This is a genomic window from Microbacterium sp. NPDC078814, assembly GCF_040702645.1.
Taxonomy (GTDB): Bacteria; Actinomycetota; Actinomycetes; order Actinomycetales; family Microbacteriaceae; genus Microbacterium.
On sequence record NZ_JBFBLT010000001.1, the window covers coordinates 402600 to 422415 of the forward strand.

Genomic DNA, 19816 nt, shown 5'->3' on the forward strand with positions numbered 1-19816 from the left:
TCAGGACAGTCGTTCGGGTGCGACGACGCGGATGACGGCGGAGTCGTCCAGGGCGCCGAGGCCCTGCGCTTCGCCGAGGAGGAACAGCTGCTCGGCCGCGGCGGCGACCGGCGTGGACAGGTGCGCCCGGCGGGCGGCGTCGCCGACGATGCCGAGGTCCTTGACGAAGATGTCGAGGCGGCTGAGCACCTCGGCGCCTTCCTCGTCGTAGGCCTGCAGGGCGCGCGGACCGCGGTTGCCGAGCATGAAGGAGTTCGCGGCACCGGCCGTCAGCGCGTCCAGCGTGCGGGCGCGGTCCAGTCCGAGGGCGTCGGCGAGCGCGAGCGCCTCCGCGGCCGCGGCGATGTGCACGCCGCAGAGGAGCTGGTTGACGGTCTTCAGCGCCTGGCCGTCCCCGGGCTTGTCGCCGACGATGGACAGCGTCGAGGCGAGCTGGTCGAGCACGGGCCGCGCGGTCTCCAGAGCGGTCGGGGTGGCGCCGACGACGATGAGGAGGTCGCCCTCCCCGGCACGGACCGGCCCTCCGGACAGCGGAGCGTCGACGAGCTGCGCACCGTGCGCGGCGAGCTGGGCGGCGATCGCATCGATGCCGTCCGTGCCCACCGTGCTGGTGAGGATCACGACCGCGCCGTCGGCGAGGTGCGGGGCGAGCCCGTCCTCACCGAAGAGCAGCGCCTCGAGCTGCGCGCCGGTGCGGACGGCGACGAGCACCGCGTCGGCACCGTCGACGGCGTCGGCCGCGGACGCCGCCGGCGTGACACCCGCCTCTGCGGCGAGGGCGATGCGCTCGGCGGCGATGTCGAAGCCGCGCACCGCGAAGCGCTCGGCGAGGCGGGTGGCCATCGGCAGCCCCATGGCGCCGAGTCCGATGACAGCGACGGTGGATGTCATGAGTGTCCTTCCGGGTTGTTTCCATCGTCGCCTGCGAGCGTGGCGACGACCGTGACGAGGGAGTCCGCGTCGCCGACGTTGCCGGCGAACACGACGTACGGGATGCCGACCGCGGGGCCGGTCTCCGGCTGCCACAGCGAGACGAGGCCGGGCAGCATCGGACCGAGCACGGTGGCCCGGCGGATTTCGAGGGCCTCACTCGCGACATCGCTCGACGTGATGCCGCCCTTCGCGATGACGAAGCGGGGCGGAGCGATGGCGAGCACCCGACGCACGAGCTCCACCACGCCGCCGGAGATGCGGCGGGCGATCGCCAGGCTCTCGTCGCCGTCGGCGCCCGTGATGAGTTCGCGGGTGGTGTGCACGATCACGGTCCCCGTGGCGAGCGCTTCGGCGACGGCGTGCGCCTGCGTCTCGAGATGGGACTCGCGGTCGGGGCCGACGAGGGCGCGCACGTCGAGTTCGACCGTGCGGGTGCGGGGCCGCGCCGCCGTGAGGGCTTCGAGCTGGGCGGTGGTGAGCGGCACGTGGCTTCCGACGACCACGAGACCGCCGCGATCGTGCGCGAAGGGGATGTCCTCCGCCCGCACCGGCTCGGCGATCTCCTGTCCGATGTGCGCGCGCACGTAGGGCGGACCGACTCGGAGGAGCACGTCGCGGTCCCGCAGGCGGTGCAGCGCGAGCGCGACGACGCGCATGTCCGATTCCTCGACCACGTCGACCACAACGACCGTGCCGTCGGCCAGCGCCTCGAGGAATCCGGCCACGGCGTCCACCCCGGCGCGGATGGTGCGGATGTCGAGACCCGCGACCGCAGACGCCGGGATGCGTCCGCCGGTCTTCTCGGCGACCCACTCGCGCAGGTCGGAAGAGGCGTAGCCGAAGGTCGCGTCCGCCGCGAACGGCGTCTCGCCGACCGGGGTGGCCTCGCCGTCGGTCACCCAGTAGTGCACAGAGTCGACCGTGATGCGCCCGGCGTCCGGGAATGCGGGGACGAGCAGGGTCAGCGCGGGGGCGTGGCCGGTGCGGGATCCGATCTCCGCGGAGAGGACATCGGTCTCGAGCGGGAAGTGGCCGCGCAACGTCGAGTCGCCCCGGGAGACGAACGTCACGCGCCGCCCCTGGGCCTCGGCGGCGGCGAGGGCCACGTCGACGATCTCGCGATTGCGGGCGGCCGCGGCCTCCTCGTCGAGGGACCGGGTGTTCGTGAGCACATAGACGGCGGCGGCGCCGGTCGCGAGCGCCTCGTCCAGGTCGGCGCGCTCCCATCGGGTGAGGACCGGGAGGTTCGCGACCGACTGCGTGCCGGTCGGGTCGTCGTCGAGGACGAGGAGCACGTCGGCGGGGTCGACCTCGGTGCGGACGTCGGCCGCGGTGACGGCGACGGGTGCAGGCAGGGGGGCCAGCAGGTCGTCGATGTGCACACGAACTCCTTCGTTCCGGAAGATGGCCCGTGGTGGGGGCCACGGGCCAGGGGAATCTGCATCGTTATCCGATATCAGATAACGATGAGCGTACCTCACGATCACCGTCCCTCCAAACCGACGGAGAGCGTACTGCTCAGCGCCCGTGGACGTAGTGCAGCAGGTCGTCGCGGGTCTGGCGCATGTGGCTGCGCATGGCCTGGCGGGCAGCCGCACCGGACCCGGTCCGCATCGCGTCCAGCACCGCCGCATGCTCCTCCAGCGCGTGCTCCCGGATGTCCGGGATGGCGCTCGTCTCGCTGCGGGTCGCCTGCAGCATCGTCGTCAGCGGGCGCATCGAGGCCACGAGGATGCGGTTCTCCGCCGCGCGGATGATCACGTCGTGGAAGGCGAGGTCAGCGGCCACGAAGGCGTCCACGTCGGCCCGCTCGTGCGCCGCCTGCATCTCCTCGAGGAGCGCGGCCATCTCGGCGAGGTGCTCCTCGGTGCGCCGACCCGCCGCGAACTCCGCCGCCCCGGTCTCGAACATCATGCGCATCTCGAGCATCTCCAGCGAGGAGCGCTCTCGGGCGCCTGCGCTCTGGGCGTGCCGGACGACCGCGTCGAGGCCCGTCCACTCGTCGGTCGGCGCGATGCGGTGTCGGGTGCCGGGCACCGCGACGATCACGCCCTGCGCCTGCAGGAGGCGGACGCCCTCGCGCATCGTGAGGCGGGAGACCCCGAACTGCTCCGCGAGCTCCCCCTCGGGCGGCAGCGGCTGTCCGGCCTCGAGCCGACCCGCGATGATGGCGTCGAGCAGTCCGTCCACGACGGCCTGCGTCCGCGACACCCGCTCGAGCTTCGTCACAGGTCGACGCCCACCAGAACGGGTTCCGGCTGCAGCACCAGACCGAACTCGGCGTGCACACGGTGCTGGATGAAACGGGCGAGCTCGGCGACCTCGGCCGCCGTGGCACCGCCCCGGTTGGTCAGGGCCAGCGCGTGCTTGGTCGAGACGGACGCCCGCGAGCGGGGCAGCTTGAACCCCTTGCGGATACCCGCCTGCTCGATCAGCCAGGCGGCGCTCACCTTCACGTCCGGGGCCTCGGTCTTCGTCGGCGGCACGTGTCCGTCGTAGGAGGCGAGGGGAATGACGGTCACGGCGTCGAGATCGGGGGCCACCGGCCAGCGCGGGCACTCCGGCGGGAGGGACCGGGCCTGCGCGGCCGTGACGATCGCGTTCTGGAAGAAGGAGCCGACCCCGTGCGTGTCCGGGTCGTCGGCGTCGAGCAGCATGCCCTTCGATGCGCGCGTGGCGAGGATGCGCTCTCGGACCCATGTCAGCGGCACCGGGGTGTCGTCGGTCAGACCGAGAGCGCGTCGCAGCTGCTCCCCGCGGACCACGCGTTCGCGGGCGACGAGGAGATCGACCGTGAGGGACAGGATCACGGCCCGGCGCTGCGGCTCGCTCCCGTGATGGTGCTTGAGCACCGAAGTGCGGAATCCGAGCCCGAGCTCGGTCGCCGGAACAGTGGAGATCTCGCCGGAGTCCTCGTCGATCAGCTCGACCTCGACCAGGGTCTCCTGGATCTCCTGCCCGTAGGCGCCGATGTTCTGCACAGGCGCGGCGCCGACCGTGCCGGGGATGCCGCTCATGGCTTCGAGCCCGGCGTAGCCCCGCTCGACCGCGTACGACACCAGGTCGTCCCAGCCGTGTCCGGCCTGCGCGCGCAGGCGGATGCGGCCGGCGTGCGGCGACGGGAGCTCTTCGATGCCGCTCGTGCGGATGCGGATGACGGTGCCCTCGAACGGCTCGTCGCCGACGAAGAGGTTCGAGCCCCCGCCGAGCACCAGCCAGGGGTCGCCCTCCGCCCAGGTCTCCCGGAGAACCTCGACGAGCTCCGCCGTCGTCGTCGCCTCGCGCATGCGCGCGGGAGCGGCGCCGGTGCGGAGCGTGGTGAGCTCGGCCAGCCGGATCGGCTCGACGTCGCTCATCGGACGGCGACGCGCAGCTGCGCCTTGACGAGCACGGTGGTCTCGCCCGTCGTGACCTTGAGGTCGATGCGCGCGGACTCGTCGTCCACCGCGCCGACCGTCGCGACGACGTGCACGTCGGCGCCGGTCTCGGGATCGACCACCACGGGCTTCGTGAAGCGCACGCCGTAGTCGAGGATCCGGGTCTGCGGGTCGAGCGCGGCGACGACCACGGACGAGGCGATCCCCATGGTCAGCATGCCGTGCGCGAGCACGCCGGGAAGGCCCACCGCGGCGGCAACGTCGTCACGGTAGTGGATCGGGTTGAAGTCCCCGGAGGCGCCGGCGTAGCGGACGAGAGACTCCCTCGTCAGGTGCACGGTGCGCTCGGCCAGCACGTCTCCCACGGTGAACGCGCTCATGCGGCCTCCTCCTCGGCGCCCACGAGCAGCACGCTCGTGGCGGTGACGACATGCGCGCCCCCGTCGTCGGTGATCTCGGCCTCGCTCGTGATCATGGCGTTGCCGCCCATCATGCGGATGCCGGTGACGCGCAGCTGCGCCGTCAGCTCGTCTCCCGCGACGATCGGCCTGGTGTAGCGGAACCGCTGCTCGGCGTGGATGGACCGCGCCAGGACGATGCCGGAATCCGGTTCGGCCAGCAGCTGCTGCAGCGTGAGGTCCTGCAGGACCATCGCGAAGGTCGGCGGCGCGACGACGTCGGCGAAGCCCGCCGCACGGGCCGCCTCGACGTCGGTGTGCTGGGGGGCGTCGGCGAAGACGGCGCGCGCGAACTCGCGCACCTTCTCCCGCCCGACGAGGTAGGGGGCGGTCGGCGGGAACTCCCGGCCGACGAGTTCTTGGTTCACTGCCACCCGTCGATCCTACCGAGGCACGCCGACAGTCCGGTCCGGGCGGGGCCGGCGGAAACCCGGACGATATGCGGCATCGCGAGACCCGGGCTGCCCTCATCCCTGGGAGCGAACCACCATGTTCAGCGTCATCCGACTCGGAACGACCTTCACCCGTGACGTGTGAACGACCTCACCAGCCCGGTCGAGTGCGCGCTTCCGGACGACGATGAGCGGATCGTGCTCCGGGCGGGCCAGCCACTCCGCGGTCTGCGCGGTCGTGAAGCCGACGTCGATCTCGCGGTACATCTCCGAGAACTCGACGCCGTACACGTCGCGGAGCACCTGATACGTGGAGGTGTCGTGGTCGATGTGCCGATCGAAATCCGGGAAGCGCGTCAGAGAATACCGGCTGTCGTCGATGGAGAGCGGGATGCCGTCGAGAGCGAAGACGCGTACCAGCCGGAACACCGGGTCGCCGACGGGGACGCCGAGGCGGCGCGCGCGCTTCTCGTCGGCGGGGGTCGTCTCAGCGCGCATGATCCGTCGGGACTTGACCCCGTCTGCCACCACGGTGTCCGCGAAGCCACCGAGGGTCATGGCGCCGATCACCTCGCGTCGCGGAGCGACGAAGGTCCCACGGCCCTGCTGTCGACGCACGATGCCGAGGCCCTCGAGGTCGGCCACCGCCCGCCGCACGGTGATCCGGCTGACACCGAAGCGCTCGCACAGCTCGGGTTCGGACGGAAGCCGCTCGCCTTCGGCATAGGTCCCGGCGTCGATCTCCCGCATCAGCAGGCTTCGCACCTGTTCGTGCAGCGGGGTCGAACCGACGGCTGACGACAGCTGAGTCACGTCGGAGTCCTCCTCTACGGCGCCGGGTATCGTCGCAGCATCTGCGCGCGTGCGTCGTCCCCCGCATGCACAGGGTATCCGAACGCCCCGCGCAACGTGCAGGCGAGCGCTCCGCTGACAGCGGCGATATCGAGGCTTTCGGCGAGATCGGCCCCGCCCGCCCGCGCCGCGAGGAACCCGGTGAGGAAGGCGTCCCCGGCGCCGAGCGCATCGACGGCGTCGACCTCGCGGATACCGGTACGCCGCACGGAAGTGGCGTCGAAGCCGACAGAGCCGCGGGCACCCCGCGTCACCACGGCCGACCCCATACCGCAGGCCACGGCGAAGCGGCCGAGGGCGTCGATCTCGGAATCACTGCGGTGGCCGCCGGAGAAGAACCCCACGTCGACGTGCGGAGCTGTCGCCCGGATCACATCCGGCGACGCGTCGTCGGAATAGTCGTACGACACGCGGCTCCCCCGTTCCGCGATGGCCGGAAGCTCCGGCTCCAACGACGAGTAGACCGAGGTGTGCACGCGGTCGAAGCCGGAGAGGTACTCGTGATCGGCCTCGCTCAGACGCAGCCGCAGCTCGGCCTGGACTCCCCCGCGGTTCGAGGCGACGAAGCGCCGGTCGCCGTCCTCGTCCAACGCGACGAAAGCCATGCCGTTCGCGCCGCGCACGCGTCTGATGCGGGCGCCGTCCACTCCGACCTCGTCGAGGACGCCCCGCACGTGGTCCGCGAAACGGTCGTCTCCCATGATCCCGACGAATCCGGCTGTGCCGCCGAAGAAGAGCCGGCTGTACGCGGCGACGTTCAGGGCGTTGCCCCCGGGGTAGGCCAGGTCCTCATGCAGATAGCAGTCGAGCACGTTGTCCCCGACGCCGACCAGCGAGGGCGGTGGGACCGCGGCGAGCGCATCCCGGAGCTGATCCGTATCCATCGTCATCCCTTCACACTCCCCGCCGCGACGCCGGCGACGAAGTACCGCTGCAGCGCGAGGAACACCACCACGATGGGCAGGGCCGCGATGGTCAATCCTGCCAGGAGCACACCCCACTCCGTGGAGAGGGAGTCGCGGAACGACATGAGTCCCGCGGGGATGGTGCGGAGCGCATCAGCGTCGATGTAGACGATCGCGAAGAGGAACTCATTCCAGGCGAAGTAACCGGTGAGGACGGCGGCGGTCGTCAGCACGGACGCGCTCAGCGGCAGGTAGACGTGCCGGAAGACGCCGAACGAGCGGCAGCCATCGATGGTCGCGGCGTCCTCGAGCTCGCGGGGGATGCCGAGGAAGACCGAACGGATGAGCAGGATCGCCATCGGCAGACGGAACGCCACATAAGGGAGGATCATCGCCCAGTACGTGTTCAGCAGTCCCATCGTGTCGAGAAGGCGGTAGAGCGGGATGAGGCTCACCTGCGGTGCCACCACCAGCCCGCCCATCGCCACGATCAACACGACGTTCGCCACGCGGCTCGACAGCCTCACCATGCCGTAGGCGCACAGTGCCGCGAATGCGACGGTCGCGGCGGTGGAGATGACCGTGACGATGACGGAGTTGAGGAAGTAGTCGGAGATCCCGCGATCCCAGGCGGCGGCATAGTTCTGGACGAGCCAGACCGACGGCAGCCCCCACGGATCGGCGAAGATCTCGGATGAGGACTTGAACGAAGAGATCACCATCCAGAGCAGGGGGTAGGCGATCACGACGGCGTAGACGGCCAGGATCACCTGGACCGGAGCACGGCGGATACGCTCCGCCGGACGAAGCCGGGTACTGCTCATGTCATTGCCTCCCGCTTCGGAACGAGACCATCTGCACGACGGACAGCACGAGCGTGATCACGAAGATCAGGCTCGCGATGGCCGAGGCGTAGCCCATCTCGTTCTGGAAGAAACCCTGGTTGTACATATAGGTCGCGAGGACCTGGGTGGTGTTTCCCGGACCGCCCTTGGTCAGGATGTAAGGCTCGTTGAACACCGTGAAAGCGCCGGAGACGGTGAGGATCATCGCGACGAAGATCATCTCCTTGGCCTGCGGGACGGTGATGCTGAAGAACTGGCGAACCCGTCCGGCGCCGTCCAGCGACGCGGCTTCGTAGTACTCCTCCGGGATCTGCTGCAGTGCGACGACGTAGAGCATGCAGACGTAGCCGATGCTCTGCCACTGGGAGACGCCGATGACCGCTACCATCGCCGTGTCGACATCGGCGAGCCACGCCGTCTGCAGGCTGCCGAGTCCGATCGCCTCCAGCAGAGCGTTGAGGAGTCCGCCGCGGGCGTTGTACACGAACGTGAACAGCAGCGCGATCACGGTCATCGAGATCACGGCGGGCAGGAAGTACACGCTGCGCAGGAATGCGCCCATGCGCGGACCGAGCAGCCGGGTCAGCCAGGCGGCGATCACGAGGGCACCACCCACCTGGCACACGATCGAGACGATCGCGTACAGGATGTTGTTGCCCAGGGCCGTCGCGATGATCGGATCACCGAAGAGCCGCGCGAAGTTGTCGAGGCCGACGAAGCGCATCTCGCCGCTGCCGGCGCTGAAGGAGAAGAAGCCGAAGGCCGCATTGGCGACCAGCGGGTAGTACACGAACACCCCGATCAGGATGATCGCGGGAAGCACGTAGAGCAGGTTCGACCAGGCTCGAGAGCGTGTTCTCATCACGGTGTCTCTTCCGAAAGGTGGGAGGGGCCGCCGGCCGAGGATGCCGGCGGCCCCGGTGCGGATCAGGAGGCGTCGCGCACGCGCTTCGCGGCTTCCTGCACGGCGGCCATGACTCCCTCGGGGGTCTGCTGGCCGCTGAGCATCAGCTGAGTCTCGGACAGGTACGCCTGCACGATCTGCGGATCGTAGGCGTTGTCGAGCCAGGTCGTCATCGCCGAGGCGTCGACGATCCCCTGGGCGAGCTCCCGTGAGATCTCGGGCACGTCCGCCTCCTCGACCGCACCCTTGACCGGGCTCAGCTCGCCCGCGCGCTCCGCATAGGCGATGCCGCTCTGCTTGCTGAGCAGGAACTCGAGGAACCGCTGCGCCTCCTCGGGGTGCTTCGTGGTCTTCGAGATCGCGAAGCCCTCCGGAGCTCCGGTCAGCTCCGCCGGATCGCCCTTGCCCCCCTCGACCGCAGGGAAGTTGAACGTGCCGTACTCGAACTGCGCGTCGCCGAAGTACCCCACCTCGGCGCTCTGCATGTACATGATCGGCGCCTCCCCCGCGATCCAGGCGTTACGCGCGATCTCATGCCCGACGGCCGTGAGGTCGTCGTTCATGTACTCGGCGAGTTCCTGGAAGCGCTCCAGCGCCCGGACATACCCCTCGTCCGTGAACGCGCCGGTCGCCGGATCCTGATCCGCTGCGAACACCTCCGGATCGACGACACGCTGATTCAGCGTGCCGACGTAGTGCGCGATCGTCCACTGCTCCTGCGCGCCGTACTCGATCGGGGTCATGCCGGCGTCCTGGATCGTCTCCAGGACGTCGATGAACTCGTCCCACGTCGCCGGCGGCTCGAGGCCCAGCTCCTCGAACACGTCTTTGTTGTAGAAGAACAGCTTCGACTGCATCCCCACCGGCAGACCGTAGGAGGTGCCGTCGACCTCGAAGGCTTCCAACTGGCTCGGGTAGAAGCTGTCCCGGAACTCCGTGTCCTCCTCGAGCCACGGCCCGAGATCGAGCAGGGCGTCGTTGGAGACGAGCTCGTCCACGAACGAGCCACTCCAGGTGAACAGGACGTCCGGAGCGTTGGCGGAGCCCGCGACGACCTTCACCTTGTCCTTGTAGGCGTCGTTGAGCACGCTCTCGACGGAGACATTGATGTCGGGGTTCTCCTTCTCGAACTCCGCCACCATGTCGGTGTAGTACGAGTTCTTCGGCTCGTTGGGCCAGCGGTGGAAGAAGCTGATCTCCACCTGGCCGTCCGAGGCCTCGCTCTCGCCGCCGGCGCACGAGGCCAGGGGCAGGACGAGGGCGGCGGCGGCCGCAGCCGCCACGCCGATCCGGGCTGATGTTCGCATCGTTGCGATCCTTTCGTTCCTAGTACTCCATGCGCCACATGTAGCGGCGCACGCTGAGGGGGTGTCCTCGGTGGTCGGCGAGTGCATCCGCGTACGCGCGGAGCACGACGTTGAAGAGGAGGTGGGCGACGATGCCGCGCACCTCCGGAGCGACGACATCGAGGCCGAACTCCTGGGCGTCGAGGACGAGCACCCGATCCGAGTGCTTCGTGACGAAGTCCACCGCGCGCTGCTCGACGGACCGAGTCTCATCGAGTCCGAGCAGCGCGATGAACGGCACATCCTCCTCGGTGATCTCGAAGGGGCCGTGGAAGTACTCGCCGGCGTGGATGGCGGCGGAGTGCACCCACTGCATCTCCTGCAGCAGGCAGATGGCGAACGAGTACGCGGAGCCGTAGTTGGAGCCTGCCGCCATCGTGTAGATGAGGGGCTCGCGACGGTGGCGGTATCCCCAGGCATCGGCGGCTGCGGAGTGCGCTTCGCGCGCTGCCGGCACGAGGGTCGGCAGCTGGGCGACGGCCTCGTCGACCGCACCGGCGATGCCGGCCTGTTCACGGTCGTCCAGGATGCCGGCCGCCAAGCGCAGCAGCAGCGCGGGGCCGACGTGGGCCTCGCTCTTCCCCTCGCCGTGCTGATACGCCACCACGTGCTCCGATGCCTCGGCGAGCGGCGACGTCGGGTCGAACGTGAAGGCGACCGTGAGCGCACCGCGCTCACGTGCGTGCTTCGCCGCGGCGACCGTCTCCGGCGTGGTGCCGGAGTGCGAGCAGAGCACGACGAGGGTGTCGGCGTCGACGCGCGACGAGGCGCGGCTGGTGAACTCGGCAGCATTGAGTGCGGTCGCCTCGAGCGACACCGCCTTGGTGCCGAACAGGTACTCGATGGGCTGCATGACGGCAAAGGAGCCGCCGCAGGCGGTGAGCACGACGCGCGAGATGGTGTCTCGGGTCGCGATCGCCTGGCGGGCCGCAGCGAGCTGGTTCTCGATAGCGGCGGAGTCGACGAACAGAGCGGTGGCAGACAAGATGGTCCCTTCTGATGACCTTCGATCAAACATCATGACTCGTTATATGACGTCATGTGATGACTGACGATAGCGAGCGCAGCACCGCCTGTAAAGGGGCGCGGCGAAAATCGTTCGCGGGAGTCAGGGAAAGGGACGGGTCCGGCGCGCTTCAGCGGTCGGCTCGCGCCGCAGGAACGGCGGCCGCGGCGTCAGCCGCGCCGGCGCCCGCGGACGGCCTTGAGGGCCATCTGCACCGCGATCACGACGAGATACGCGGCGAAGAGGAGGTTGCCGACGGTCGGGTCGACGATGGTCGCCAGCCAGGCGCCGAGGGCCGTCGTGGTGCACGCCGAGACGCCGATGAGCAGCGCGGCGAGGAGATCGACGTTGCGGTTGCGGAGGTTGCCGACCGTGCCGGAGAGCGCGGTCGGGATCATCATGAGCAGCGAGGTGCCCTTCGCGACGAGGTCGCTGGTGCCGAACGCGAGCATGAGCACCGGGACGACGATGACACCGCCGCCCACGCCGATGAGCCCGGCCAGGATGCCCGTTCCGATTCCCACGACCACCAGGGCGATCCCGGTGAGCCAGGTGAGCTCGAAGACGGCGTCGCGCGAGGGGATCACGAGGAAGAGGCTCACGATCACGACGACGAGGAAGCCGACGAAGCCCCAGCGGAGGGCGGTCTGCGAGATCCGCGGGAGCAGGCGGGTGCCGATCTGCGCTCCGACCACGGCCCCGGCCGCGAGGATCAGCGCCGGGATCCAGGCGACGGAGCCCGATGCGGCGTAGGAGATGACGCCGACGGTCGCCGTCGGGACGATCGCCGCCAGCGAGGTCCCGGCCGCGAGCCGCTGGTCGAACGCGAGCAGGAGCACCAGCAGCGGGACGATCACCGTGCCGCCGCCGACGCCGAAGAGACCGGAGAGGAGGCCGGCGAGGAGGCCGATGCCGATGAACGTGGCGTAGGCGCGGGGTCCGCGCTTCAGGACCGTCGCATCGCTCACCGGATCAGCCTACTCCCGGCCTCTCCCCTCCTCGAATCGTGCGGGCTCAGACCTCCGAGTCCGCTTTGACGGGCACCGCGATGGACTCCGTGAGCGCCTGCTCGTACCGGCGCTGCCGACGCCGCAGCCACAGACCGCCGGCGATGAGCAGCGCGAGGATGACGTAGGCGACCGCGGAGAACGGCTGCGCGATGAGCGTCGTCAGGTCGCCCTGGCTGAGCTGCAGCGCGCGCCGCAGCTGCTCCTCCCCCATCGGCCCGAGGATCATGCCCACCACCAGCGGCGCGACGGGGAAGCCGTACCGCCGCAGGAAGTAGCCGAGGACGCCGATGATGAGCAGGATCAGGATGTCGACGACCGCGAAGTTCAGCGCGTACGCCCCGAAGGCGGCGAACAGGAGGATGCCCGCGTATAGATACGGCCGCGGGATCTGCAGGAGCTTCGCCCACATGCCCACCAGCGGCAGGTTCAGCACGAGCAGGATCACGTTGCCGATGTAGAGGCTCGCCACCAGTGCCCACACGAGGTCTGCCTGTCCGGTGAACAGCTGCGGTCCGGGCTGCAGACCGTACGTCTGGAACGCCGTGAGGATGATCGCGGCGGTCGCCGTCGTCGGAAGGCCCAGCGTCAGCAGCGGCACGAGCACGCCCGCGGCCGCGGCGTTGTTCGCCGACTCCGGGCCCGCGACGCCTTCGATGGCCCCGCGGCCGAACTCGTCCTTGCGCCGCGAGAGCTTGCGCTCGGTGGCGTAGGACAGGAAGGTCGCCACGTCGGCGCCACCGGCCGGGATCGTGCCGATGGGGAAGCCGATGGCGGTGCCGCGGAGCCAGGGCTTCCACGAGCGGCGCCAGTCGTCCTTCGTCATCCAGCTGCGCCACCCGCGCGACACGGGGATCACGTCGATCGCGCCGTGCCGCAGCCGGGCCGCGACGTACAGAGTCTCGCCGACGGCGAAGAGCCCGACCGCCACGAGCACCACGTCGATGCCGTCCGCCAGCGGCAGCAGGCCGAGCGTGTACCGCTGCTGCCCGAGAGCCAGTCGGTGCCGACCAGGCCGAGGAACAGGCCGACGCCGAGCGACAGCAGGCCGCGCGGCACGGAGGACCCCATGAGCGCGCCGACCGTGACGAAGGCCACGACGATGAGCGCGACGTAGTCGGCGGGCCCGAGGTTCACGGCGAACTGCGCGAGCACCGGGGCGAGCAGCGTCAGGCCCACAGTGGCGAGGGTTCCGGCGACGAACGACCCGAGCGCCGCGGTGGCCAGCGCCGCTGCACCCCGCCCGAGCTTGGCCATCTTGTTGCCCTCGATCGCCGTCACGATCGACGACGACTCCCCCGGGGTGTTCAGCAGGATGCTCGTGGTCGACCCGCCGTACATGCCGCCGTAGTAGATGCCCGCGAACGTGATGAGCGCCGCGGCCGGCTCGAGCGTGTAGGTGAGCGGAAGGAGCAGGGCGACGGTCATCGCCGGCCCGATTCCGGGCAGGACGCCCACGGCCGTGCCGATCAGCACGCCGAAGAAGGCGAACGCGAGGTACTGGGGCTGCAGCGCGGTCGCGAACCCCTCGAGGAGCAGACTCCAGCTGTCCATCAGAACGTCCTTCCCAGCCAGCCGAGCGCCGGTCCCCACGGGAGCGAGAGCCCGAGCAGACCGCCGAACACGACCTGCACGACCAGCGCGATGACCGCGCCGATGAGGAGCGCCATCCACCACCGCCGCGCGCCGAGCGCCCACGCGACGCCGCCGAACAGCAGCGCCGCTGCCGGGGCCCAGCCGAGCGGCTCGATGAGGAGCAGATGAGCGACCACGAGCGCCACGATCTTCACGAGGGTGAGCCAGTCGGTCGGCAGGCTCTGATCGACGTCCTCCCCCTCCTCCGGCACACCGCGGTGCCCGCGGAGGATGCTCACCACGACGGCGAGAGAGGAGCCGAGCAGCAGCACCGAGACGAACAGCGGGAAGACCGTCGGGCCGACCTGGCCACCCGCGGGCACATGGATGGTGAACACACCGGCGAACGCGAACACGCCGAGCGCCACCATGAGCAGGGCGAAGACGAGCTCCCCCCGCGGCAGGGACGCGACGAGGCGTGCGGACCGACGGGCGTCGGTCCGCACCTCCTCGCCGGGTCCGGAAGACCCGGTCGTCATGTCAGCCGACCAGCCCGATGTTCTGCAGCGTCGTGGTGACCTCGGTGATGTTGCCGTCGAGGAACTCGGCGAACTCGGCGCCCGTGAGGAAGGCATCCGCCCAGCCCCGCGTCTCCAGCTCGTCCTTCCAGGCTTCGGACGCCTCCAACTCGGTGACGATGCGCTCGAGCTCCGAGCGCTCGGCGTCGCTGATGCCGCCCGGCGCGATCACGCCGCGCCAGTTGGTGAGCACGACGTCGTATCCGGAGTCGGTGATCGTATCGACGTCCGGCAGCTGCGTGACCGGCTCCTCCGACGAGACGGCGAGAGCCTTCATGGTGCCGGCCTCGATGTGCTGCAGGAACTCGCCGACACCGGAGATTCCTGCCGACACCTTGCCGCCCAGGATCAGCGACGTGGCCTCGCCGCCGCCCGAGTTGGGCGTGTAGTTCAGCTTCTCGGCGATCTCCGCGCCGTCGAGCCCCGCCTCCTCGAGCAGCAGTCCGGCGAGGATGTGGTCGGCTCCCCCGGCGGAGCCGCCGGTGATCGTGACCTCCTGGCCCTTGTCCACGACGTCCTCGACGAGGTCCTCCAGGGTGTCGTACTCGGAGTCCGCGGGGACCACCACGACGAGGGGCTCGTCGGTGAGGCGGGCGATCGGGGTCATGTCCTCGATGCGCACGGCCGAGGCGTTGGTCTCCACCGCACCGACCATCACGAGGCCCATGACCATGAGGGTCGCCGGGTCCTTCTCATTGGCGAGCTGCGCGAGGCCGACCGTTCCCCCGGCCCCGCCGACGTTGGTGACCGGCGCCGAGCCGACGATGTCCTCCTGGGTGAGCAGCTGGGAGAGGGCACGACCGGTCTGGTCCCAGCCGCCGCCCGGGTCGGCGGGGACGACGATGTTCACGTCGGTGATGGCGACCGCCTCGTCTCCGCCGTCGGAGCCGGCGGTTCCGCCGTCCGCGGTCGAGCACGAGGTGAGGACCAGGGCGGTCGCGGCGACGGCCGCGGCGAGGGTCCCGATGCGGGCGTGATTCATGGCGCTCCTCCTTGAGCGTTCGGGTGCAATCCGTCCACTGTCGAGGCGCGGATGCGCCCGCTCAAGCTTCGGAAACCATTGGTCGCGTTCCGTAACTATTGGTCGTGAACACCTCCGCCGGCGGCTCGCGGCCCGTCCACCCACCCGGGAGAATGGACCCGTGGCCTCGAAGATGACGCTCCGTGTGCAGCTGCTCGCGCTGCAGGCGCTGATCGTGTTCCTGGTGACCCTCGCCACCGGCATCGCCGCCGGGGCGTTCCAGGAGAACGCGCTCCGCGAGGCCTACAAGGACCGCATGCAGGCGGTCGCCCAGTCCGTCGCCGCTCTCCCCGTCGTCCTCGACGCGTTCGACGACGAGGACCCGGCCGCCGCCATCCAACCGGTCGCCGAGGTCATCCGCGAGGCCTCCGATCTCGCCTACGTGGTGGTCGCCAACGACGAGGGCATCCGGTACTCGCATCCGAACACCGACCGCATCGGCGAGCGGGTGTCCACCGACCCGTCGATCCCGCTGGGCGGCGACATCTTCGTGGGCACGCAGACCGGGACGCTCGGGGCCTCGTGGCGCGTGAAGGTGCCCATCCGCGACGAGGACGGCACGGTCATCGGCACCGCCTCCGTCGGCATCCTGGAGTCCGAGCTGAACGAGGAGTTCACCAGCAACCTCGTCGGACTCATCTCCGCCATGCTCGCCGCGGCGGTTCTGGGGGTCTTCGGCGCTGCGTGGGTGACGTCGTTCATCCGGCGCCGCATCTACCGGCTCGAGCCGCACCAGATCGCGGCGCTGGTCAAGAACCAGGAGACGACCCTGCATGGGTTGAGCGAAGGGGTCGTCACGGTGGACGGCACAGGGCGGATCACCCTGGTCAACGACGCGGCGGCGCGGTTCCTCGGTCGCGATGCCGCCGATCTCGACGGCGCTCCCGCGGATGACGTCCTCGGCGACGAGCTCGCCACCGTGCTCCGCGACGGCGAGGCCGCGGGACGCCCCGTCATCGTCGGCTCGCATGTGCTGGTCGCGCGGAGCACGGCCTCGGGGAGCGGGTCCGCCGATGTGGGGGCGACGCTGCTGCTGCGCGACCACACCGAGCTGCACGACGTCGTGCGCCGGGTCGAGGCCGCCGATGCGATCATCGCCTTCCGGGAGCGGTACGGGCTGCCGAAGGGGCTGAGCGCCGAGACGCTGGAGCGGGTCTCCGCCGCCCTCGCCGCCCGGCCGGATGCCTCCGCGACCGAGATCGGAGAGGATCTCGCCATCTCCCGCGTCAGTGCGCGCCGCTATCTCGAGCACCTCGCCGCCACGGGCCAGGCGGTGCGGTCTCTGGATTACTCCACCAAGGGGCGTCCCGGGGCACGCTACCGGATCACCGACCCCCGCTGAACGACGAAGCCCGCCACCCCGGAGGGGCGGCGGGCTTCGTGGGAGATCTGTCCTTACTCGGACTTCTTCTCGACAGCGTCCTCGGCGGCGGCCTCAGCGGCCTCGCCCTCGGCCTGCGACTCGGCGCCGGCCTCGGCAGCCGTGTCCTCGGCAGGGGTCTCGTCCGCGGGGGCCTCGACGGTCTCCTCGGCGGGAGCCTCCTCGGCAGCCGGCTTCTCGTCCTTCGGGGCCGCAGCGGCCTTCTTGGTCGACTTCGCCTTCGGGGTGACGGGCTCGAGGACGAGCTCGATCACGGCCATGGGGGCGTTGTCGCCCTTGCGGTTCCCGACCTTGGTGATGCGCGTGTAGCCACCCTCGCGGTCCGCGACGAGCGGAGCGATCTCGTTGAACAGGACGTGCACGACTTCCTTGTCACCGATGACCGACAGCACGCGACGGCGGGCGTGGAGGTCTCCGCGCTTGGCGAAGGTGATGAGGCGCTCGGCGAGCGGACGCAGGCGCTTGGCCTTCGTCTCGGTCGTCTTGATCGACTTGTGGGTGTACAGCGCAGCAGCGAGGTTGGCAAGCAGCAGGCGCTCGTGGGCGGGGCCGCCTCCGAGGCGGGGACCCTTGGTGGGCTTGGGCATAATCGTCTAACTCCTGGTCAGAAAGGGTCGGGTATCAGAAGGACTCGTCTTCGCTGCCGCCGTAGAAGTGGGCGCCGTCGAAACCGGGCACCGAATCCTTGAGCGACAGACCGAGCGAGATGAGCTTGTCGCGCACCTCGTCGACCGACTTCTGGCCGAAATTGCGGATGTTCATGAGCTGCGTCTCCGACAGGGCGACGAGCTCAGAAACGGTGTTGATGCCCTCACGCTTCAGGCAGTTGTACGAGCGGACCGACAGGTCGAGGTCCTCGATCGGCATCGACAGCTCGCTGGAGTTCACAGCCTCCACCGGCGCCGGGCCGATCTCGATGCCCTCGGCCTCGACGTTCAGCTCGCGGGCGAGACCGAACAGCTCGGTGAGCGTCTTGGCAGCCGAGGCGACGGCGTCGCGGGGGCTGATCGCCGACTTGGTCTCGACGTCGAGGATGAGCTTGTCGAAGTCGGTGCGCTCACCGGCACGGGTGGCGTCGACGCGGTAGCTGACCTTCAGCACGGGCGAGTAGATCGAGTCGATCGGGATCTGACCGGCCTCGGCGTACTCGTTGCGGTTCTGCGTCGCGGAGACGTAGCCACGGCCGCGCTCGATGGTGAGCTCGAGCTCGAACTTGGCGGTGTCGTTGAGCGTCGCGATGACGAGCTCGGGGTTGTGCACCTCGACACCGGCCGGAGCCGAGATGTCGGCGGCGGTCACTTCACCGGCACCGGTCTTGCGAAGGTACGCGGTGATGGGCTCGTCGCGCTCGCTGGAGACGACCAGCTGCTTGATGTTGAGGATGATCTCGGTGACATCCTCCTTCACGCCGGGGATCGTGCTGAACTCGTGCAGCACACCGTCGATGCGGACGCTGGTGACAGCGGCGCCGGGGATCGACGACAGCAGGCTGCGACGCAGCGCGTTGCCGATCGTGTAGCCGAAGCCGGGCTCCAGAGGCTCGATGATGAACCGGCTCCGGTTCTCGACGATCTTTTCCTCGGTCAGTGTGGGACGCTGTGCAATAAGCACTCTGTGTTCCTTTCGATCACATGCCCGCTATATGACATGTGGTGGGGTGAGGTCTTGAGTTGTGGAAGTCGATGCCCCACGCGGGGCGCCGAGCCGCTCGACCCGAAGGACGAGCGGCTCGGCACACGCATCAGACGCGGCGACGCTTCGGCGGACGGCAGCCGTTGTGCGCCTGCGGGGTGACGTCCTGGATCGAACCCACCTCGAGGCCGGCGGCCTGCAGCGAGCGGATCGCGGTCTCGCGGCCGGAGCCCGGACCCTTCACGAAGACGTCGACCTTCTTCACGCCGTGCTCCTGCGCCTGGCGGGCGGCCGACTCGGCGGCCATGCCTGCGGCGTACGGGGTCGACTTGCGGGAGCCCTTGAAGCCCACGCCACCCGACGAGGCCCAGCTGATGACAGCGCCGGACGGGTCGGTGATCGAAACGATGGTGTTGTTGAACGTCGACTTGATGTGGGCCTGGCCCAGCGCGATGTTCTTCTTCTCCTTGCGGCGCGGCTTGCGCGCGGCGGCCTTGGGTGCAGCCATGAAAGTGTTCTCCTAGTCCCTGGCCGCTGCTTAGCGGGCCTTCTTCTTGCCGGCGACGGTGCGCTTCGGGCCCTTGCGGGTACGGGCGTTGGTCTTGGTGCGCTGACCGCGGACCGGGAGGCCACGACGGTGGCGGAGGCCCTCGTAGGAGCCGATCTCGACCTTGCGGCGGATGTCTGCGGCCACCTCGCGGCGCAGGTCACCCTCCACCTTGTAGTTGCCTTCGATGTAGTCGCGGAGGGCGACGAGCTGGTCGTCGCTGAGGTCCTTCACGCGGATGCTCTCGTCGATGTCGGTCGCCTTGAGGATCTCGACCGAGCGGGTACGGCCGACGCCGTAGATGTAGGTAAGGGCGATCACCACGCGCTTGTCGCGCGGGATGTCAACGCCGGCAAGACGTGCCATGCGGTTCTCCTGGGTGTTGTGGAGGTGTGGAGCAGGATCGGTGCCCGGGCCTCCGCCCCGAGGTGTCCCCCGCTTCCGCGGGTTCTGATCCTGCCGTGTCGTATTGAGTTATGAGATTGCGAGAGCGGCGCCCACGCAGCGGGGCACTCAGCCCTGGCGCTGCTTGTGACGCGGGTTGCTCTTGCAGATCACCATCACGCGGCCGTGGCGGCGGATCACCTTGCAGTGATCGCAGATCGGCTTGACGCTGGGGTTGACCTTCATGATGTTTCCTGTTCGCTGTCTTCACCGGGCAGGCGTGGAGCCTGGGGTGTTACTTCTCGACCGATCAGCGGTAGCGGTAGACGATGCGGCCGCGGGTCAGGTCGTAGGGGCTGAGCTCCACGACCACGCGGTCCTCGGGGATGATGCGGATGTAGTTCTGCCGCATCTTTCCGGAGATCGTCGCCAGAACCTTGTGTCCATTGCTGAGCTCAACGCGGAACATCGCGTTGGGCAGAGCCTCCGACACGACGCCCTCGATCTCGATGACACCGTCTTTCTTAGCCATAGCCTCGCTGACGCTTCTGCAGACCGGTCGATCTGCGGTGGGTGGGTGATGTGCGGTACCGGGCCGGATCGGACACGCCGAACGCATGGCACAAGGCACCAAAGATCTATGTTATCCGACGACGCCCCATCCGGCAACTTG

General features: G+C 69.4%; 22 protein-coding genes and 1 pseudogene. 1 reads left to right on the forward strand and 22 read right to left on the reverse strand.

Features of this window, described 5'->3' with window-relative positions:
* The 16 genes and pseudogenes from AB0300_RS02040 to AB0300_RS02115 form a co-directional block, all read right to left on the reverse strand.
* Positions 1-891: an NAD(P)-dependent oxidoreductase gene (locus AB0300_RS02040; protein ID WP_062765161.1), complete on the reverse strand. Its 891-nt coding sequence runs from the start codon at positions 889-891 to the stop codon at positions 1-3.
* Positions 888-2315: a four-carbon acid sugar kinase family protein gene (locus AB0300_RS02045; RefSeq protein ID WP_062765164.1), complete on the reverse strand. Its 1428-nt coding sequence runs from the start codon at positions 2313-2315 to the stop codon at positions 888-890. The genes AB0300_RS02040 and AB0300_RS02045 overlap by 4 nt, the downstream gene beginning before the upstream one ends.
* Positions 2316-2451: 136 nt before the next feature.
* Positions 2452-3162 carry a FadR/GntR family transcriptional regulator gene (locus AB0300_RS02050; protein ID WP_085606360.1) on the reverse strand — a complete coding sequence of 237 codons (711 nt, stop codon included), beginning with the start codon at positions 3160-3162 and terminating at the stop codon, positions 2452-2454.
* Positions 3159-4289 (reverse strand): UDP-N-acetylmuramate dehydrogenase, encoded by a 1131-nt coding sequence (locus AB0300_RS02055; protein WP_062765170.1) that lies wholly within the window; start codon positions 4287-4289, stop codon positions 3159-3161. The genes AB0300_RS02050 and AB0300_RS02055 overlap by 4 nt, the downstream gene beginning before the upstream one ends.
* Complete coding sequence (locus AB0300_RS02060) at positions 4286-4690, reverse strand: MaoC/PaaZ C-terminal domain-containing protein (protein WP_062765173.1); 405 nt, start codon at positions 4688-4690, stop codon at positions 4286-4288. The genes AB0300_RS02055 and AB0300_RS02060 overlap by 4 nt, the downstream gene beginning before the upstream one ends.
* A complete protein-coding gene (locus AB0300_RS02065) occupies positions 4687-5142 on the reverse strand; it encodes a MaoC family dehydratase N-terminal domain-containing protein (protein WP_062765177.1) in 456 nt (151 codons plus the stop codon). The genes AB0300_RS02060 and AB0300_RS02065 overlap by 4 nt, the downstream gene beginning before the upstream one ends.
* 93 nt (positions 5143-5235) lie before the next feature.
* On the reverse strand, positions 5236-5973 hold the full coding sequence (locus AB0300_RS02070) for a GntR family transcriptional regulator (RefSeq protein ID WP_025102374.1): 738 nt from the start codon (positions 5971-5973) through the stop codon (positions 5236-5238).
* A gap of 14 nt (positions 5974-5987) precedes the next feature.
* A complete protein-coding gene (locus tag AB0300_RS02075) occupies positions 5988-6902 on the reverse strand; it encodes a PfkB family carbohydrate kinase (RefSeq protein ID WP_082758402.1) in 915 nt (304 codons plus the stop codon).
* Complete coding sequence (locus AB0300_RS02080) at positions 6899-7741, reverse strand: carbohydrate ABC transporter permease (RefSeq protein ID WP_126893303.1); 843 nt, start codon at positions 7739-7741, stop codon at positions 6899-6901. The genes AB0300_RS02075 and AB0300_RS02080 overlap by 4 nt, the downstream gene beginning before the upstream one ends.
* 1 nt (position 7742) lies before the next feature.
* The gene (locus tag AB0300_RS02085; protein WP_085606364.1) at positions 7743-8624 is read right to left on the reverse strand and encodes a sugar ABC transporter permease; all 882 of its coding nucleotides are present in this window, start codon (positions 8622-8624) and stop codon (positions 7743-7745) included.
* Between the two features lie 65 nt (positions 8625-8689).
* Positions 8690-9973 carry an extracellular solute-binding protein gene (locus AB0300_RS02090; protein ID WP_161973035.1) on the reverse strand — a complete coding sequence of 428 codons (1284 nt, stop codon included), beginning with the start codon at positions 9971-9973 and terminating at the stop codon, positions 8690-8692.
* Positions 9974-9992: 19 nt separating this feature from the next.
* Positions 9993-10997, reverse strand: a complete 1005-nt coding sequence (locus AB0300_RS02095; protein WP_062765192.1) for an SIS domain-containing protein — start codon at positions 10995-10997, stop codon at positions 9993-9995.
* A 191-nt stretch (positions 10998-11188) separates the two neighbouring features.
* Entirely contained in the window at positions 11189-11986 is a 798-nt protein-coding gene (locus AB0300_RS02100; RefSeq protein ID WP_025102380.1) for a sulfite exporter TauE/SafE family protein, read from the reverse strand.
* 46 nt (positions 11987-12032) lie between these two features.
* Positions 12033-13579, reverse strand: a pseudogene (locus AB0300_RS02105) (tripartite tricarboxylate transporter permease).
* Positions 13579-14139: a tripartite tricarboxylate transporter TctB family protein gene (locus AB0300_RS02110; RefSeq protein ID WP_082758408.1), complete on the reverse strand. Its 561-nt coding sequence runs from the start codon at positions 14137-14139 to the stop codon at positions 13579-13581. The pseudogene AB0300_RS02105 and the gene AB0300_RS02110 overlap by 1 nt, the downstream one beginning before the upstream one ends.
* 1 nt (position 14140) lies before the next feature.
* A complete protein-coding gene (locus AB0300_RS02115) occupies positions 14141-15160 on the reverse strand; it encodes a tripartite tricarboxylate transporter substrate-binding protein (RefSeq protein WP_315107486.1) in 1020 nt (339 codons plus the stop codon).
* Positions 15161-15320: 160 nt separating this feature from the next.
* Between AB0300_RS02115 and AB0300_RS02120 the strand changes: the two genes are divergently transcribed.
* Positions 15321-16541: a PAS domain-containing protein gene (locus AB0300_RS02120; protein ID WP_366215368.1), complete on the forward strand. Its 1221-nt coding sequence runs from the start codon at positions 15321-15323 to the stop codon at positions 16539-16541.
* A 53-nt stretch (positions 16542-16594) separates the two neighbouring features.
* On the opposite strand, the gene rplQ is transcribed toward AB0300_RS02120, so the two are convergent.
* From rplQ to infA, 6 genes are all read right to left on the reverse strand, one after another.
* On the reverse strand, positions 16595-17167 hold the full coding sequence (gene rplQ, locus AB0300_RS02125) for a 50S ribosomal protein L17 (protein WP_062632861.1): 573 nt from the start codon (positions 17165-17167) through the stop codon (positions 16595-16597).
* Positions 17168-17201: 34 nt separating this feature from the next.
* Positions 17202-18191 carry a DNA-directed RNA polymerase subunit alpha gene (locus tag AB0300_RS02130; RefSeq protein WP_025102386.1) on the reverse strand — a complete coding sequence of 330 codons (990 nt, stop codon included), beginning with the start codon at positions 18189-18191 and terminating at the stop codon, positions 17202-17204.
* A gap of 130 nt (positions 18192-18321) precedes the next feature.
* The gene (gene rpsK, locus AB0300_RS02135) at positions 18322-18720 is read right to left on the reverse strand and encodes a 30S ribosomal protein S11 (protein ID WP_045249905.1); all 399 of its coding nucleotides are present in this window, start codon (positions 18718-18720) and stop codon (positions 18322-18324) included.
* Positions 18721-18750: 30 nt separating this feature from the next.
* A complete protein-coding gene (rpsM, locus tag AB0300_RS02140; protein ID WP_062632862.1) occupies positions 18751-19125 on the reverse strand; it encodes a 30S ribosomal protein S13 in 375 nt (124 codons plus the stop codon).
* 147 nt (positions 19126-19272) lie between these two features.
* Positions 19273-19389, reverse strand: a complete 117-nt coding sequence (gene rpmJ, locus AB0300_RS02145) for a 50S ribosomal protein L36 (protein ID WP_005050492.1) — start codon at positions 19387-19389, stop codon at positions 19273-19275.
* A 64-nt stretch (positions 19390-19453) separates the two neighbouring features.
* Positions 19454-19675 (reverse strand): translation initiation factor IF-1, encoded by a 222-nt coding sequence (gene infA, locus AB0300_RS02150; protein WP_018171468.1) that lies wholly within the window; start codon positions 19673-19675, stop codon positions 19454-19456.
* Between the last annotated feature and the right edge of the window lie 141 nt (positions 19676-19816).